15 protein-coding genes are annotated in these 15,818 nt (G+C 58.6%); 2 read left to right on the forward strand and 13 right to left on the reverse strand.

Going from position 1 to position 15,818, the window contains the following annotated elements:
• Positions 1-186 precede the first annotated feature (186 nt).
• Complete coding sequence (locus tag AAE514_RS09045) at positions 187-1,182, forward strand: LytR/AlgR family response regulator transcription factor (protein ID WP_347331209.1); 996 nt, start codon at positions 187-189, stop codon at positions 1,180-1,182.
• On the opposite strand, the gene AAE514_RS09050 is transcribed toward AAE514_RS09045, so the two are convergent.
• From AAE514_RS09050 to AAE514_RS09060, 3 genes are all read right to left on the reverse strand, one after another.
• Entirely contained in the window at positions 1,128-1,847 is a 720-nt protein-coding gene (locus AAE514_RS09050) for a 4'-phosphopantetheinyl transferase family protein (RefSeq protein WP_347331210.1), read from the reverse strand. The genes AAE514_RS09045 and AAE514_RS09050 overlap by 55 nt on opposite strands.
• A gap of 44 nt (positions 1,848-1,891) precedes the next feature.
• Entirely contained in the window at positions 1,892-2,671 is a 780-nt protein-coding gene (locus AAE514_RS09055; RefSeq protein ID WP_347331211.1) for a PhzF family phenazine biosynthesis protein, read from the reverse strand.
• Positions 2,672-2,770: 99 nt separating this feature from the next.
• Positions 2,771-4,291, reverse strand: coding sequence for a fumarate hydratase (locus AAE514_RS09060; RefSeq protein ID WP_347331212.1), 1,521 nt, complete (start codon positions 4,289-4,291; stop codon positions 2,771-2,773).
• Between the two features lie 365 nt (positions 4,292-4,656).
• On the opposite strand from AAE514_RS09060, the gene AAE514_RS09065 reads away from it, so the two are divergent.
• Complete coding sequence (locus AAE514_RS09065; RefSeq protein WP_347331213.1) at positions 4,657-4,893, forward strand: Lar family restriction alleviation protein; 237 nt, start codon at positions 4,657-4,659, stop codon at positions 4,891-4,893.
• 12 nt (positions 4,894-4,905) lie between these two features.
• Here AAE514_RS09065 and AAE514_RS09070 read toward each other — a convergent pair whose 3' ends face one another.
• The 10 genes from AAE514_RS09070 to AAE514_RS09115 all read right to left on the reverse strand — a co-directional run bounded on the left by AAE514_RS09070 (position 4,906) and on the right by AAE514_RS09115 (position 15,816).
• Positions 4,906-5,721 (reverse strand): hypothetical protein, encoded by an 816-nt coding sequence (locus AAE514_RS09070; RefSeq protein ID WP_347331214.1) that lies wholly within the window; start codon positions 5,719-5,721, stop codon positions 4,906-4,908.
• A gap of 148 nt (positions 5,722-5,869) precedes the next feature.
• Positions 5,870-6,457 carry a superoxide dismutase gene (locus AAE514_RS09075; protein WP_347331215.1) on the reverse strand — a complete coding sequence of 196 codons (588 nt, stop codon included), beginning with the start codon at positions 6,455-6,457 and terminating at the stop codon, positions 5,870-5,872.
• 222 nt (positions 6,458-6,679) lie between these two features.
• A complete protein-coding gene (gene groL / locus AAE514_RS09080; protein ID WP_347331216.1) occupies positions 6,680-8,329 on the reverse strand; it encodes a chaperonin GroEL in 1,650 nt (549 codons plus the stop codon).
• 64 nt (positions 8,330-8,393) lie between these two features.
• On the reverse strand, positions 8,394-8,684 hold the full coding sequence (gene groES / locus AAE514_RS09085; RefSeq protein ID WP_341937764.1) for a co-chaperone GroES: 291 nt from the start codon (positions 8,682-8,684) through the stop codon (positions 8,394-8,396).
• 204 nt (positions 8,685-8,888) lie between these two features.
• Entirely contained in the window at positions 8,889-9,938 is a 1,050-nt protein-coding gene (locus AAE514_RS09090; RefSeq protein ID WP_347331217.1) for a DUF481 domain-containing protein, read from the reverse strand.
• 57 nt (positions 9,939-9,995) lie between these two features.
• On the reverse strand, positions 9,996-11,354 hold the full coding sequence (locus AAE514_RS09095) for an AmpG family muropeptide MFS transporter (protein WP_347331218.1): 1,359 nt from the start codon (positions 11,352-11,354) through the stop codon (positions 9,996-9,998).
• Between the two features lie 35 nt (positions 11,355-11,389).
• Positions 11,390-11,875 carry a YajQ family cyclic di-GMP-binding protein gene (locus AAE514_RS09100; RefSeq protein WP_347331219.1) on the reverse strand — a complete coding sequence of 162 codons (486 nt, stop codon included), beginning with the start codon at positions 11,873-11,875 and terminating at the stop codon, positions 11,390-11,392.
• 25 nt (positions 11,876-11,900) lie between these two features.
• Positions 11,901-12,761 carry a regulatory signaling modulator protein AmpE gene (gene ampE, locus AAE514_RS09105; RefSeq protein ID WP_347331220.1) on the reverse strand — a complete coding sequence of 287 codons (861 nt, stop codon included), beginning with the start codon at positions 12,759-12,761 and terminating at the stop codon, positions 11,901-11,903.
• Positions 12,758-13,315 carry a 1,6-anhydro-N-acetylmuramyl-L-alanine amidase AmpD gene (gene ampD, locus AAE514_RS09110; protein ID WP_430623892.1) on the reverse strand — a complete coding sequence of 186 codons (558 nt, stop codon included), beginning with the start codon at positions 13,313-13,315 and terminating at the stop codon, positions 12,758-12,760. The genes ampE and ampD overlap by 4 nt, the downstream gene beginning before the upstream one ends.
• A gap of 83 nt (positions 13,316-13,398) precedes the next feature.
• Positions 13,399-15,816, reverse strand: a complete 2,418-nt coding sequence (locus AAE514_RS09115) for a DUF1631 domain-containing protein (RefSeq protein WP_347331222.1) — start codon at positions 15,814-15,816, stop codon at positions 13,399-13,401.
• Positions 15,817-15,818: the final 2 nt, after the last annotated feature.

The raw sequence follows: 15,818 nt of genomic DNA on the forward strand, positions 1-15,818 counted from the left end.
ACGTCGCGTATTTCATGATGTGAGCCAAATGCAATAATTCGAGCGTAAAATAAGGTAAAATAGATAAACAGAAGAATCCCGTGCCTTGTCTTCACGTTTGACGCGCATTCGGCAAAGCGTGGGGGGTTGAATACCGAAATCCGGTGGTTGCTTGGAAACTGGCACGTTAAAGGGAGGTAGTAGACCGTGGAGCTGATCGACACACTCAAACAGCAGTGGCGGGCGCCTTTGCTAATAGGCGTGTGCTGGCGCACGAGAGTAAGATATTACAAACTTTTCACTTTACTCTCACTGCTCACCATCGTGTTCATGCATGTGCAGCTTGACACGCCACTGAGTCTGGCGGAATTTTCGGTACATATTCTATTGCTGTTGCTGTCGGTCGTACTGACCCTGGCGGCGGTGGAAGCCTCCGGCTTTGCGCTCTACCGCCGCCGTGATTGGCCTCTTAACGTCACGCCCCGCGTTATCTGGTTGATTCTGTTTCCGCTTGTCACCAGCATCAGCTTTATCGGTGCCGGGCTTGAGATGGCCGCATTTGAACTGGTTCAAGTCATTGCCGAAAAGCACGAACAGCACGGCTATCATCCCCATCACTTTCTGAATCACGCCTCGTTTGTTCTGGTCATTATTCTGATCATACATGGCGCTATGATCCATCAAAGCACCTGCTATCAGGAGCAGAGCCAGAAACCGGCAATATCCCAAGAAGAAAGTTCTGCCACCGCCTCCCCCATCGGCGCCTCCCCAAAGCGCCTACAGACGGTCGACAATCCATCAAACCACAATGAAACGCTGGTTTTAAAGCACGACGGAAAGCACTCCTGGATTCTTATGTCCGCGATATCCCATATTCATGTGGATGAAAACTATTGCCACGTTTGGCTTTATGACCACACCGAGGGGGCGCGGCGAATCACCGTGCGCAGCACCTTGAGCGACATTACCGACCGCCTGCCGGAAAAAACCTTCCTCAGGACACACCGCTCCTACGTGGTTAACCTCCAGCGTGTGGCGCAAATTAAAGCCCAGGGAAGCAGTCACTATGCCGTGACCGACAACGGTTTCTCCGTGCCTATAAGCAAGCGTCGAGTGCAAAGCATTAACAACCGTTTAAATGAAAACCGCTATGAATCGGATAATAGCAGCACTCCTGTCGTGAAGCAGTTGCGCACCCTGTAGAAGTATCCGCAATGGGTAGAACCGGAGGGTAAGGAGGAAGCCAGCGCCTGAGGCAGAACAAGCGCCAAACACTCGCCCAGATCTCCTCTCTTCTGGAAACCGGCAAAGCGTACGGCATCAAAGTCCAAATAACGTCCCACCGAGGGATAAGCCGCTTTGAAAAAACTCTCTTTGGCGGAGAAGATTAACGTCAGCGCTTTGTTGAAAGGCCACTGACGATAATCGAGTCGTTCCAACTCATCCGGTTTAGCGATGCTCGACGCAATGCGCGGCGCCACGTCCGATTCAATCAGAGGTTCTCGGTCTATTCCTACCCCGATTACGCCTTCCCTCTTGAACCCTACACAGGCGAGAGCCGAGGAGGAATCATGACTGATGGAGCCCACCACCCCCGGTGGCCACTGCGGCGCCCGGTGGGGGCCGATTCCCACACTCCACCGCTCAAGCCCGAGCGCCTCCAATGCCAGCTGACACGCATACCGCCCCGCAAGAAACTCCGCCCGACGGGAACGCACGGACTGTTGAACCGATGGCGGGCACACTATCCCCCACTGCGAGTACAAGGTGTCACTGAAGTAGTGGATGTCGAACTGGCATTCGTACACAAGCCAGTCCCCACCCGGGAACAGGGATACTGGCCTGACCGCCGTAATAAAGTTACCCACCTCGCTCCATCCTGTCATTCAACCATAAGGCCCAAAGGGCACCTCTAAAGGCTCCACTCCGCCCTCATCACCGTCACCGCTGTCCCCAAAAGGGTCACACGATCCCCTTTCACTTCACAACCCACATCCCCACCGCGCTTTGAGATTTGACGGGCACTGAGATTATTTTTGTTCAACCGCTTCGCCCAGTAAGGCGCGAGCTGACAATGGGCCGAACCGGTGACCGGGTCTTCCGGGATGCCATACTTGGGTGCAAAGAACCGGCTGACAAAGTCGTGATCGTCACCGGGCGCAGTGACCATAACGCCGCGACGATCCAGCTTGCTGAGCTCAGCCATATCCGGTGCAAGGGCGCGCACCTGCGCTTCGCAATCCACAACCACCAAGTAGTCAACGTTAGCCTCGACGGCTTGAGGAACGAGCCCGAGGCCTCGAGTCAATGCCTCGGGGGCGTCAACCAGCTGGGTCGGCTGCGCCGGAAAATCCATGGCCAAGCTAGCACCGCGCCGTTCGACAAATAAGTCCCCACTGCGGCTATTGAAGCGGATAACGGGCTTGTCGTAGCCCAAATGCTCGAACAGCACATGAGCAGTGGCAAGGGTCGCATGACCACAGAGGTCGACTTCTTTGGTGGGCGTGAGCCAGCGCAGCTGGAAACCGTCTCCGTCCGGCACAAAAAACGCCGTTTCGGAGAGGTTATTTTCCATAGCGATAGCCTGGAGCAATTCCTCATCCAACCACCGCTCCAACGGTACGACTGCGGCGGAGTTGCCCTCAAAAGGCTGAGTGGCGAAAGCGTCGATTTGGTACTGGGTTAAAGCCATGGGGTAGCTCTTGGTATTCGGTCCAGCGCCCGACCTTACCAAAGCGGGCACTGGCAAGCTTGGTTATGGCGGATGCGTTTCACTTATCCGCCCTACTCGTTAAACGACCTTGATGCTTTCCTCTTCAATCTTGGCTTTCCAGATTTTCGGGCCGCTCTGGTGAACGGACTCGCCTTTGCTGTCGACCGCAACGGTGACCGGCATATCCTTCACTTCAAATTCGTAGATCGCCTCCATACCCAGCTCCGGAAAGCCCAGCACCTTGGACGACTTGATTGCCTGAGACACCAGATAGGCGGCACCGCCCACGGCCATCAGGTACACCGATTCGTTATCACGAATCGCCTCGATGGCAACCGGACCGCGTTCGGCCTTGCCGATCATACCCAGTAGACCGGTTTCTTCCAGCATGGTGCGTGTGAACTTGTCCATCCGAGTGGCCGTGGTGGGACCGGCGGGCCCCACCACTTCATCGCGCACCGGGTCCACCGGGCCCACGTAATAGATAAAGCGGCCAGTCAGGTCCACCGGCAGCTCTTCGCCCTTGGCGATCAAATCCACCATTTTCTTGTGGGCGGCGTCACGGCCGGTGAGCATTTTGCCGGACAGCAATAGCGTGTCCCCCGGCTGCCAGGACTTCACGTCCTCCTGGGTCACGGTATCCAGATTTACCCGGCGCACGCTGTCGCTGACTTCCCAGGCGATTTCCGGCCAGTCGTCCAGGTTCGGCGGAGTCTGTAGCGCCGGCCCCTCGCCGGTCAGGGTGAAGTGGGCGTGACGGGTCGCGGCGCAGTTGGGGATGATGGCCACGGCTTTGTTGGCGGCGTGGGTCGGGTAGTCTTTGACTTTCACATCCAAAACGGTGGTCAAACCACCCAACCCCTGAGCGCCAATGCCCAGTTGGTTGACCTTTTCGTACAGCTCCAATCGCAGCTCCTCGGAACGGTTGTCGGCGCCCTTATCTTGCAACTCTTGAATATCTACCGGGTCGAGCAGCGCTTCCTTGGCCAAGAGCATCGCCTTTTCGGCGGTGCCGCCAATGCCGATACCCAGCATGCCCGGCGGGCACCAGCCGGCGCCCATTTTGGGCACCATATCCAAGACCCAGTCCACCACGGAGTCGGATGGATTGAGCATGGCAAACTTGGTTTTTGCCTCGCTGCCGCCACCCTTGGCCGCCACATGAACATCGACCGTGTTGCCGGGAACAATGTTGTAATGGATTACTGCGGGGGTATTGTCACCGGTATTTTTCCGGGCCCCGTCGGGGTCGTCCAGAATGGAGGCCCGCAACACATTGTCCGGGTGGTTATAGGCCCGGCGCACGCCTTCGTTGACCATATCGGTCAGGCTCATCTGCGCCTCCCACTGAACGTCCATACCGACGGTCACAAAAACGGTGACGATGCCGGTATCCTGACAGATGGGGCGATGACCGGTGGCACACATACGGGAGTTAATCAGAATTTGCGCCATGGCATCCTTGGCCGCGGGATTGGCTTCCCGCTCGTAGGCGCGGTGTACGGCTTGGATAAAATCGACGGGGTGGTAGTAGGAGATAAACTGAAGCGCGTCGGCCACGCTGTCGATCAGGTCGTTCTGGCGAATCACGGTGGTCATGGATCTCTCTCTACAGCTGTAAACGGTGGCCCGGATTTTACCTCAATTACCGAGTGTTTGCTGAACAGCGGACGGGCCGGGCCTCGGCAAGGATTGCATTCTGATGCCAGTGGGCTAAACTCAAGGATATGGTCTTTTGGAGTTTAAGCGATCATGTTCAGTACCCGGCAGCCGCAGGGGTGCACCGGTGGTAACGCCGGGGCCCTTCGGCCGCAACAAGTTACTCTAGACTCTCCCACTACCGATCCTCACGACCGGCCAGAATCCCTTCCCCCCAAACCTTCTAGCAATCAGCGCGAGAAAGCCCCGCAACCCTGCGGTTGCTCCCCTAGTGAAGACCTATTGCGCACAGGAGCGCTATTTCCATGGCTATTGCACTTGAACCCTGTCCGTTTTGCCACAGCAACCATTTGCACTTTGCCCACAGTGGGCTTGATTACTGCGTGGTATGCCAAAGCTGTAAGTCCAAAGGCCCCCACCAGGGGGAGCTGGAGAGCGCCATTGGGCAATGGAACCAAGCCTCCCGTGCCGCGTTCATGCATGAGGAGAATCAGGAAGGTGCCTCTCAGCCCCAGACCCGCTACTGCTCGGCACGGGGCTGACTAAGAGGGCCGTTACGGAGTGGAGCCGCTGGAGAGCTGCTCTTTAATGGCAAGAATATCCCGGTTGATACTGCGCCGGTAAGAGTCGATGGCCGTAATGGCCTCTTCGTTGGTCTTCACCCGGTCCGCCAGACCGCTCAACTGACCCAAGCGGCCTTCGAGCTGGTCCACCTCCTCGGCCAGATTCTGCAAGCGAGCGCCCTGCTCTTCCATGGCCCCGGCCACCTGCTGCAGCTCCTTTACCGTCTCGTTCACCTCACTAAGCTGGCCCTGCGTCTCGTCAAGCGCCGAACGCAAGCTTCCCGCCGCCTGCTCGGCGTTTGAGGCGGTCTTCTTCACGGAAGACAGTTCACCACGAAGGCTTTTTACCGCTTCGGTGTTGGCCGCAATGTTCTTGCGATTGGTATCGTGGGAGACGCCCCACAACTTGCGTATCTCAGAGTCAGCCCACTCCAGCTTTTCCTGAATTTCATTCACATACTCGCTGGACTCGTTGGAGGTGACGGCGATGCGCCGCTCCAGGGTCTGCAGTCGCTCATTCGCTTGAGTCAGGTTTTGTTCTGCTTCCGTCCATTTCCAGCCCAGAAATCCGCTGCCCGCCACTCCGATCAGCGCCAGCACCAGAGCGGCAAAGGCCAGCCCCTGGCCGCCGCCACCGCTGGCCGGGCGGGGCGGACGCCCGGAAGGGGGTGGCGCGCCCGGGCCACCGCGGCGCGCGCCCTGCGGCGCGTGGCCCCCCGAGGGGCCCTGCTGGGGTTTCTGGCGAGCGGTCACTTCGTCTTTTTCGGGCTTAATGCTGCCGGAGATTGTCGGCTCTTTGCGTTCCATAGAGGCACCTGATTTGACTCAACTTCGTGTGCGTTTATAGCAGGTCTGGCGCCGAAAAAGAAGGGATCGGGTCTGATCCTGGACAATACGCACCCTTAAAAAAACCCCGCGCCGGCGTACCGGGGCGGGGTTCTCTCGTCGGGAAAACTTACTTGTTGAAGTTTTCGTTGACGAAGTCCCAGTTCACCAGTTTCCAGAACGCATCCAGATACTTGGGACGAGAGTTGCGGTAGTCGATGTAGTAAGCGTGCTCCCATACATCCACGGTCAGCAGCGTGGTGACGCTCTCATCGGTCAGCGGGGTTTCCGCATTGCTGGTGTTGACGATGGCAACGGAGCCATCGGACTTCTTCACCAACCACGTCCAACCAGAGCCGAAGTTGTTTGCGGCGTTGTTGGAAAACTCTTCTTTGAACTTATCGAAAGAACCAAACGCCGAGTTGATGGCATCGGCCACCGGACCGGTCGCTTCACCGCCGCCATTGGGGCTCAGGCAGTGCCAGTAAAAGGTGTGGTTCCAAACCTGGGCAGAGTTGTTGAACAATGGGCCCTTGGGCGCGCTCTTGATGATCTCTTCCAGGCTCTTGTCAGCCTCCGGCTTACCTTCGACAGCCGCATTCAGCTTGTCGACATACGTCTGATGGTGTTTGCCGTAGTGGTATTCCAGGGTTTCCTGGGAAATGTGGGGTTCCAGAGCATCTTTTGCGTAAGGCAGCTGGGGTAATTCAAAAGCCATAGTCGTTCTCCTGAACACGGTTGAAAAATGAAAGGCGGCAGAGTGAACCCACTGATTTGCCGCTTAACCTACTCTGTGAGCATGGCAACGCTCACAGGTTCAATGAATCGCCAGTGAACCTGGCTGTATTGGTATGAGAATGGTATGTCTGAAAAATGACAGTATACCATTGAAACGCAAAAGGGCGGGCCAAGGCCCGCCCTCTCGGGGCTGTGGAGCGGCTTACATCATGCCGCCCATTCCACCCATGCCGCCCATGCCGCCCATATCGGGGGCGCCACCGCCGGACTTCTCATCTTCCGGCTCGTCGGCAATCATCGCTTCGGTGGTAATCATCAGACCCGCTACCGAGCCCGCTGCTTGCAGTGCGGTACGGGTGACTTTCGCCGGGTCCAGGATACCCATTTCCAGCATGTCACCGAACTCGCCGTCCGCCGCGTTGTAGCCGAAGCTGCCTTCGCCATTGCGAACACGCTCGGCAACCACTGAAGGCTCACCGCCAGAGTTGTACACGATTTGGCGCAGTGGCGCTTCCATGGCGCGACGGGCAATCGAGATGCCGGCGTTCTGCTCTTCGTTGTCGCCCTTAAGGCCGGCAATGGCGGCCACAACGCGTACCAGAGCGGTACCACCGCCGGCAACCACGCCTTCCTCAACCGCAGCGCGAGTGGCGTGCAGCGCATCTTCTACGCGGGCTTTCTTCTCTTTCATCTCGATTTCGGAACCGGCGCCCACCTTGATCACGGCAACCCCGCCAGCCAGCTTGGCTACGCGCTCTTGCAGTTTTTCACGATCGTAATCGGAGCTGGTGTCTTCCATCTGAGTGCGAATCTGACCGACCCGCGCTTCAATGTCGGCGTTGTTGCCAGCGCCGTCAACAATCACGGTATTCTCTTTGGACATGGTCACGCGCTTGGCGCGGCCCAGGTGTTCCAGAGTGACGTTTTCCAGATCCAGACCGACTTCTTCGGAAATAACGGTGCCGCCCGTCAGGATGGCGATATCCTGCAGCATGGCCTTGCGACGGTCGCCGAAGCCCGGCGCCTTACAGGCCGCCACTTTTACGATACCGCGCATGTTGTTAACCACCAGGGTGGCCAACGCTTCGCCTTCGACGTCTTCAGCCACAATCACCAGCGGCTTGTTGGCCTTGGCGACGGCTTCCAAAGTCGGCAACAGTTCGCGGATGTTGGAAATTTTCTTGTCCACCAACAGAATGTAAGGATCGTCCTGTTCGACGCTCATGTTGTCCTGGTTGGTGATGAAGTAGGGAGAGAGGTAGCCGCGGTCAAACTGCATGCCTTCGACCACATCCAGCTCGTTTTCCAGGCTGGACCCCTCTTCCACGGTGATCACGCCTTCTTTACCGACCTTTTCCATAGCCCGAGCAATCAGCTCGCCCACGTCAGAGTCGGAGTTGGCGGAAATGGTGCCAACCTGAGAGATGGCTTTGCTGTCTTCGCAGGGAGTGGACAGCTTGCGGATTTCTTCCACCGCAGCGATCACCGCTTTGTCGATGCCGCGCTTGAGTTCCATGGGGCTCATACCGGCGGCAACGGATTTCAGGCCTTCGGTCACAATGGACTGAGCCAGTACGGTCGCAGTAGTAGTACCGTCACCGGCGTCGTCGGAAGCGCGGGAGGCAACTTCCTTCACCATCTGGGCGCCCATGTTTTCAAACTTGTCTTTCAGGGTGATTTCTTTGGCCACGGACACGCCGTCTTTGGTGACGGTGGGAGCGCCAAAGGACTTTTCGATCACCACGTTGCGACCACGGGGGCCCAGGGTCGCCTTGACGGCGTCTGCCAGTACGTTGACTCCTTTGAGCATGCGCTGCCGAGCGCTGTCGCCAAACTTGATTTCTTTAGCCATGGTACTTTCCTTTCAATATTTCGTGTTCAGAATTTACGGTTGAAACCTGCGTGTGTCGGGCAATTTACGCCAGCACCGCCTTGATGTCGCTCTCGCTCAGGATCACCAGCTCTTCGCCGTCGATCTCGATGGTGTCGCTACCGGCATACTTGCCGAAGACCACAACGTCACCCACTTTCACGTCGATCGGGCGAGTTTCGCCATTGTCCAGAACGCGGCCGTTGCCCACGGCGATCACTTCACCCTGGTTGGGCTTCTCTTTGGCGGAACCGGGCAGAACGATACCACCGGCGGTTTTCTCTTCTTCTTCCTTGCGGCGAATCACTACGCGATCGTGTAAAGGACGAATTTTCATGGACTTTTATCTCCAACTAGCGTGTTAAACACTGAAATTAGCCGGGTTGCCCCGGAGTGATGTTAGCGTGCGACCGGAGCCGCTATCTCCCACTGGCTGAGCGCCGGCGGGGCGAAAAATCGACGTGACTGGTAAGTGGGGATGCCCGGGGAGGATTTCAACGGGCGGAAAGGGATTTTTTTGCTCCAATGGGCGACGCTCTAGCTACCACTCGTAGCTCAGGCCCACCACCAGGCGAATGTCCTCGCGCTCCGTGCCAGGCTGGGGGTCGTTGTCCACCTCGTACTGCAGTTTGGTCTCGGCATAGATCTGAGACACCAACACAGAGTTGAGCCCGGTGGAACTAACCAGTTGCCAGTCCTCTCCGTGGTCAAAGGAGCGGATAAATTCATTGTTGTGGAAAAACGAGACCCCGAGCGGCAGCTTGTAGCGGAAGTCGGTGCCCAGCCGCCAGGCCACACGCTCCTCCGTGCGAACAAAATCCGGAGCGGGATTGTCGGGCACGCTATAAGTATCGGCCACCAGAACCAGGCCGGCCGTCATGGATAAAGCGGTTTGGTTGTTCTCCCAAAACTGATAACCGGTACCGGTCCCCACATTATAGTAACGATCCAGGGATCGGAGCTCGTCCCGGCCGAAGCGAGCATCGGTGTGCAGGAACCACCGCTCCCGGAAGAACCAGTCCAACACGTAACGCCCGGCCCAGCGCGCTCTGGGCTGAGAGTTGCCGCTGGAGAAGCTGGCGTACTCAAAGGTGCCGGTATGACGCCAGTCCACCTTACGATACTCGATGCCGGTGTTGAACTTCCAGTCGTTGCGGGTATCGTTGCCGCGGGCATAACTGCCCGATATGTTGACCCTGCCCGCCAAGGTCGTGGCCTCGCCGGTACGGTACTTCTGAAAGGGAATCATCATGGCCAAAGAAACCAGGGGCACTCGCCGGGGCACAACATCGTCCCCACAGGAGTACACCAGGTGTTCGGCCTCCATGCCCTGCACCAGGCAGGGCTCACCCACACCATTGATTTTCAGTGGCTTGGTGGTTTGCAGGTTGTAAATGTCGCCTTTGGAGATCGTCAGGCGTCCCAGGGATTCGGAGTGCCAAACCACGGAATCCTCGCTGGCGGAAATGAACTCACCCGAAAGACGATCACCGTTTTGCAGCTCCAGCGAGCCGGCGAAGGCTTGGGCGGAAGCCACGAGCAGTAGCAGAAGCCACCACCGACATTGTTGAGTCACTGAAATCAATGGCATTCGAAGCGGGTATTTTCTCTCGAAGGAGGCGCATTTTACCACAACTAGACCGCCCAACTACCTCGACCGCGCCCGGCTTTGGTGCATTAACCAAAATATTAGCACTATGGCGGGCACCCCGAGTAGGCCAGCGTAAATAAAGAACACAAAGAAACCAACCTGTTCCACCACAATGCCGCTAAAGCCCCCGATGACCTTGCCCGGCAAGGTCATCAGCGAGCTGAACAGGGCGTACTGGGTGGCGGTGTAGCGGCTGCTGACCAGGCTGGACATCCAGGCGATCAGGGCGGCCATGGCCAGGCCACCACAGAAGTTCTCACCGCTGATGGTGATGACCAGCATCCACAACTCCGGGCCCACTAGAGCCGTCGCCGAATACAACAAATTGGTGGCGGCCGCCAGAATAGCCCCCGCCGCCAGAATACGGAGCAACCCAAAGCGTGGCACCAGAATACCGCCGACCAAGCCGCCCACGACGGTCATCAAGGTGCCGTAGAGGCTGGTGATGGTGCCGATCTCCGCTCGCGTGAAACCGATATCCAGGTAAAACGGCATCGCCATGGAGGCCATGCTGATGTCGGTAATCCGGAAGGCCCCCACGATCAGCAACAGTAAAATGGCCTGGGATCCATACCGCTGGAGAAAGTCCACAAAGGGGCAAACCACTGCGCCGATGAGCCAAGCCACGGACTGGCGAATAGGGCGCGGAAGGTGGGCGTTGCGCGCCAAGTATTCCTGAGCCCGCTGCTCCAGAGCCGCCGCCTCCGAATGCCTCTCCACCTCCGGCTCGCTGGATAGCAGCACGGTAACCATGCCAATGCCCATCAGCATCGCCATCACGATATAGGTGCCCGGCCATGTCACGAAGGACACCATATACAGCGCCCCGGCACTGGCCATCAGTACGGCCAGTCGATAGCTAAACACATAGGTCGCCGACATGGCCGCCTGGCGCTCGACAGAGACCGCCTCAATCCGCCAGGCGTCGATGGACACGTCCTGGGTGGCCGAACTGAATGCCACCAAGAGGGCCAACAGCGCCATTTGCATCAGGTTTTCCGAGGGATCCGTCAAGGCCATGCCCACCAGCCCGCCGGCAATACCCAGCTGGGCCAACAGCATCCAGCTGCGCCGGCGCCCCAACCAAGCGCCGAGCAACGGAAGCGTTACTCGATCCACCACCGGCGCCCAGAAAAACTTAACGGAATAGGTGATACCGACCCAACTGAAGAACCCAATACTGGCTTTGGCCACACCCGCTTCGTTCAACCAGGCGGAGAGCGTCGAGAACACCAGCATGTAGGGAATGCCGGCGGAAAAGCCCAGAAAGGCCATGGAGACGACGCGCGGATGGAGGTATACGCTCAGGGCCTCCCGCCAGGAGCGACGGGGCGTGTCGGTACTCGGGTCAGACATGCGGTCACTCAGTCGGGAGAATGGGCCGGGGCACTTTAATCGCGGAAATTGGTAAACTGCAACGGCATGTCAATGGTATCGGCGCCGCGCAGCATAGCCATGACCGATTGCAGATCATCGCGCTTTTTGCCGGTGACCCGCAACTGGTCTCCCTGAATCTGAGCCTGGACCTTGAGCTTGGACTCCTTGATCATTTTCACCATCTTCTTGCACAGTTCGGTTTCCAAACCGGTGCGGACGATGACGTCCTGCTTGACCTGCTTGCCGGCGGTGGTGGGCTCCTGAACATCGAGGCAACCGATGTCCACGTTGCTCTTCACCAAGGTACCCTGGAAAATATCCAGCATTTGCTGCAACTGGAAATCGGCCTCCGCGGTCATCGTTACAACATAGTCCTTGCGCTCGAACTGCGCCTCCACACCCTTGAAGTCGTAGCGGTTGTCGATCACCCGGTTGGACTGGTCCACGGCATTGGTCAGTGTGTGTTTATCCACCTCGGAAACCACGTCAAAAGACGGCATAGCAAATCCTCTAAAACAGTTGATATCAGGCCAGGAGTGTAATCAACGCCAGCACGCAAACCCACAGCCACAATGAGCGAGAAAACAGGGGCCGGCTGGCGCGGATCATATCCAGGTCTACCTTAGCCGGCGCGGAAGAAGCCTCCTGGCTACCCAGTGCCCCTAGTATTTGATCATAAAGCAACGCTGAGGAGGTGTGCTGCCGGTCAAGCAGCTCCCGTTGGCAGCGGCTAAAGCAGCGCTCGAAATCCCCCGCCATGGCCCAGGTCAGCCCCATTAGGCGCACCACCGGCCACTCCACCAACCAGGCCCAACGGTGTGCCGCCCGAGAAGGGTTCGCCTGACGGTAGAGAGCACTGAGCCGATAGAGCAGCGCCCCCGCCGGCCCCAGAATGACGAACCAGAAAACCACCGCGAACATCCGCTCAAAACCGCGGTAGGCGATCGCCTTGAGCGCCTGGCGGTGCAGCTCGGACCAATCCTCGGGGTCCCCCTCCTCCACAGCGGTGCTTTGGAGCTCTTGCAAGTCCTGCAGTTCCGCCAAGTGCCGGGCCGCGCTCACAGAGTCGCTCCGCTCGCACGCATTGAGATAAGCATCAACCTCTGCGGAAAAATCACCGCGCCCCAGGCTGTACAAAAGCACCGGAACAGCGATCAAAAAACCGAGTATGGCAGAGACCTGCGAGACCACCCAGGCGTTCAGCGCCCAAAGCACCAGGGTGGGCACCACCACTGCCAGCAACAGGTGGGCCTTGGGCTGTTGGCTGACGCGCTGACGGTCCAGCCACCCCAGGTAACGGTAAAAGGCGCCGTCCTTTTGCAACGGCGCGCCGGAGCCCCACCATTGCACCAGGGCCAGAACCAGCAAAATACTGAGAAAGGTCATAAATGTTGTGCCAACTGTGCGCGAAAGTAATCCCAGTCAAAGGCCGGGCCGGGGTCGGTCTTCCGGCCCGGCGCGATGTCCGAGTGCCCGGTAATCCGCTCCGGCGTCAGTGCCGGGTAGCGGGATAATAACAGACCGGCCACCTCGGCCAAACGCCGGTACTGGGCGTCGGTATAGGGTATATGATCACTGCCCTCCAGCTCGATGCCGATGCTGAAGTCATTGCACTCCTCCCGCCCCTGGAAGGCCGACCTTCCGGCATGCCAGGCCCGGCGTTCGAAGGGGACAAACTGGATAGCGTTGCCCTCTCGATCAATCAACAGGTGCGCGGAAACTTTCAGATCCCGAATTTGCTGAAAATAGGGGTGTCGCTCCACCGGCAGTTGATTGCAGAAAAACGCTTCAATATAACCGGAACCAAACTCACCTGGGGGCAGGCTTATATTGTGCACCACGAGTAGGCTGACGGTAGCGTCCGCCGGCCGATCATTGCAGTTGGGAGATGGACAGTGCCGGGCCGAAGCCAGCCAGCCGTCCTGAATGGATTCGTTCACAGGCCCTCCGGTCATTTCTGGAGGGATGATACAGGGCCTTGAACGTGAGCGCGAGGGAGAGAAACGCGGGCCAGGGCGCGCCGCTAACGCGCCCGGGCACTGCGAAGGTTGCCGATCACCGCCTCCAGCGCACGATCGAATAGCATACCGTCATCGAGGATTCGCAAACGGCCGGACTTCAAGGCCAGGGCCAGGCCCTCGCGGGTTTCTTCGGCCACTTTCATACCGGAGCGGTTGACGAAAATGTACTTGCCGGTGGGCTTGATCATCGCCGCCAACCGACAGCGGTAGGCCTGGCCCTCGCCATCTTGCATTTCGAACCAACTGCCCTGGGTTAGGTTTGCCACCAACGCCAAGTGGGGGTCCGAGGGTGAGAGCGATTCGCTCGGCTGGGGCTGCCCCTGGCGGGAAGTCTCGGCAGCCACCTCAGAGCTGGGCTCGGATGCCACCGCCGGCTTTTCCACCACCTGGAAGCCGGGGGCACCGTCTTCCTGTTTACCGCTCTTGGCGGTCGGCTTTTCCTCCCGGGGCGAAGCGGCCACTGGCGCCTCGGTCTCTTCAGTGGCGGGCGCCGTGGTATCGGCTGCTGGGGGTTTAACGTCCTCAGCAGCGGCTTTTATTTCGGCAGCGGGCGTTTCGGGAGCCCCCTTCGCTTCGGTAGGAGCCGACTTGGCGGGCTCCGTGGTGGACGTGCCCCGCAGGCGAGCCAAGTGGAGCCGCTCCAACTGCTTAAACAGCTGGGTCATGTCATAGGGGTTGTAAGCAATGGACTCGAGCCCTGCGCGCAGGCGCGGAAGGAGCTTGGGCACCAGCTTGAGCAGTTTCTGCCGATTGTCACGATCCATCGGTGCCGTGGCACTCCACACCAGGCGCTTTGCGGTTTCCAGCGCCTGCGCCCAATCCTCGCTTTCGGTGCCCTGCTTGAGGCAAATAATGAACAGCACTTTGGCCCAGGCGTCAGTCAACAGCTGTTGTGCCGCCGGTTCCAGCGTCCTGCCGCGAGTCAGTTGCCAGAGCGCGGCATCCACCTCGGCTCGGGCGCGCTCGGCTCGGGCCTTGCCATCTTCGGCATCCAGGGTGCGCTGCTCAAGGATCTTGGCGCGACGGCGCTCTTTCTCCTGATAGGTGCGAAACTCAAGCAGCATTTGATCAAAAATACCCACATCGCTCTCGAAATCGGAGAGGAGGGTTTGAACAATCTGCTCCATTTTTTGGTAAAGGGTATCTTTGCGCCGACCTTCTTCGCCGGTGTCCTGCCAGCCCAGGGCGGCCATCGCCAGCTCGTTCAGCAGCCGGCGGGCCGGGTGTCCGCCTTTGCTAAAGAAGGTTTTATCAGAAATCGCCACTTTGACCAGGGGAATCTGCAGGCGGCCGAGCATGGCCTTCATCGGCGAGGCCAGGTTGCGGTCATCGAGAATAAACTCGAACATCATGCTGACCAAGTTGATGACATCCTCATCCACTTGATTCAGGCTCTGACGGCGATTGTCTTGTACCAAGCCTTGCAGCAACTGTTGCACGTTCACGGGGTCGCTGTTCGGTTCCGTGGCACCCGAATCACGCTGTTGCGCCTGCGACAACATCTGAACCAGGTCCTGGGTGCCCAGTTCCTCGCCGCTGCGGCTGGCGCTACTCGCGCTACGAGCGCCCGCTTCCGAGCGGTTGGAGAGCAGATCTCGCAGTGTATGCAGCACTTGGTTGGCTTCGTCGTCGCGGTGTGCCTGCTCTTCGCTGGCTCGCTGCGCCCTGCCCGCACCGGACGGTCGCGCTTTGCCCAGCGGAGCGCCGGACTTAAGCGACGGCAAAATGTTGGCGTCAACCAACTGCTGGTTCAGGGTCTGATACAGCTTGCCGAGCTCTGAAACCACCCATTTATCGAACAGCTTGAACAGCACCAACTTGGCTTTGACGTCGATTTGCAGCGCATCGGCGGAGTCGGAAAAAGCACTGCAAATGGCGTCCGCCCCCACCGGGTTGTTCTTTTGGTAGACCTTGACCGGGACCAACTGATCCATGCGCAAGGTCAGGTGTTGCAAAGGCTCGGCAAATTGTTCGTTGGCCTTGTTCACCATGCTTTCGGTCGCGACCAGTTGCTCGAGCTCATCGTTTTGCACGAGGGTAAGCTCGTCGAGGGAGACCTCATCCTGTTCGTGGCGCTGTCGAGGCACCGCGTTGGGGTTCAGCAGGTCCGCAAAGCCCTGGTCCAGGCGTTGAAAAAAGCGCTGTTCCATGCCGCGGCGCTGCAAGCGCACTTCGCGCATGGAGTCAAAATACAGGTTCTGCTCCTGGTTGCTGGTCGCCTGATCGGCCAGTTCAAACAGCGAGTCATCCGCCTTGTCGAACAGCTCGCGCAGCAAGGCTTGCAGTTGCTGGCGAGCCTTGTCCCGCACGCCGTGCATGGCCGCCGGCAAACGCGCCAGCGAGGGCCCGGACGCGGTCTGACGGCGCTGGGGGTTGAGCGGGACGACATTTTCACGCTGAGGGTGCACTGGGTCGGTCATGT

The sequence above is a fragment of the Marinimicrobium locisalis genome, assembly GCF_039822625.1.
In the GTDB taxonomy this organism is placed as follows: Bacteria; Pseudomonadota; Gammaproteobacteria; order Pseudomonadales; family Cellvibrionaceae; genus Marinimicrobium; species Marinimicrobium locisalis.

Coding starts and splice junctions, on each gene's coding strand:
- AAE514_RS09055 (WP_347331211.1), bottom strand. CDS start 2,671: ATGGCTTTAACCCAGTACCAAATCGACGCTTTCGCCACTCAGCCTTTT.
- AAE514_RS09060 (WP_347331212.1), bottom strand. CDS start 4,291: ATGACCACCGTGATTCGCCAGAACGACCTGATCGACAGCGTGGCCGAC.
- AAE514_RS09065 (WP_347331213.1), top strand. CDS start 4,657: ATGGCTATTGCACTTGAACCCTGTCCGTTTTGCCACAGCAACCATTTG.
- AAE514_RS09070 (WP_347331214.1), bottom strand. CDS start 5,721: ATGGAACGCAAAGAGCCGACAATCTCCGGCAGCATTAAGCCCGAAAAA.
- AAE514_RS09075 (WP_347331215.1), bottom strand. CDS start 6,457: ATGGCTTTTGAATTACCCCAGCTGCCTTACGCAAAAGATGCTCTGGAA.
- groL (WP_347331216.1), bottom strand. CDS start 8,329: ATGGCTAAAGAAATCAAGTTTGGCGACAGCGCTCGGCAGCGCATGCTC.
- groES (WP_341937764.1), bottom strand. CDS start 8,684: ATGAAAATTCGTCCTTTACACGATCGCGTAGTGATTCGCCGCAAGGAA.
- AAE514_RS09090 (WP_347331217.1), bottom strand. CDS start 9,938: ATGCCATTGATTTCAGTGACTCAACAATGTCGGTGGTGGCTTCTGCTA.
- AAE514_RS09095 (WP_347331218.1), bottom strand. CDS start 11,354: ATGTCTGACCCGAGTACCGACACGCCCCGTCGCTCCTGGCGGGAGGCC.
- AAE514_RS09100 (WP_347331219.1), bottom strand. CDS start 11,875: ATGCCGTCTTTTGACGTGGTTTCCGAGGTGGATAAACACACACTGACC.
- ampE (WP_347331220.1), bottom strand. CDS start 12,761: ATGACCTTTCTCAGTATTTTGCTGGTTCTGGCCCTGGTGCAATGGTGG.
- AAE514_RS09115 (WP_347331222.1), bottom strand. CDS start 15,816: ATGACCGACCCAGTGCACCCTCAGCGTGAAAATGTCGTCCCGCTCAAC.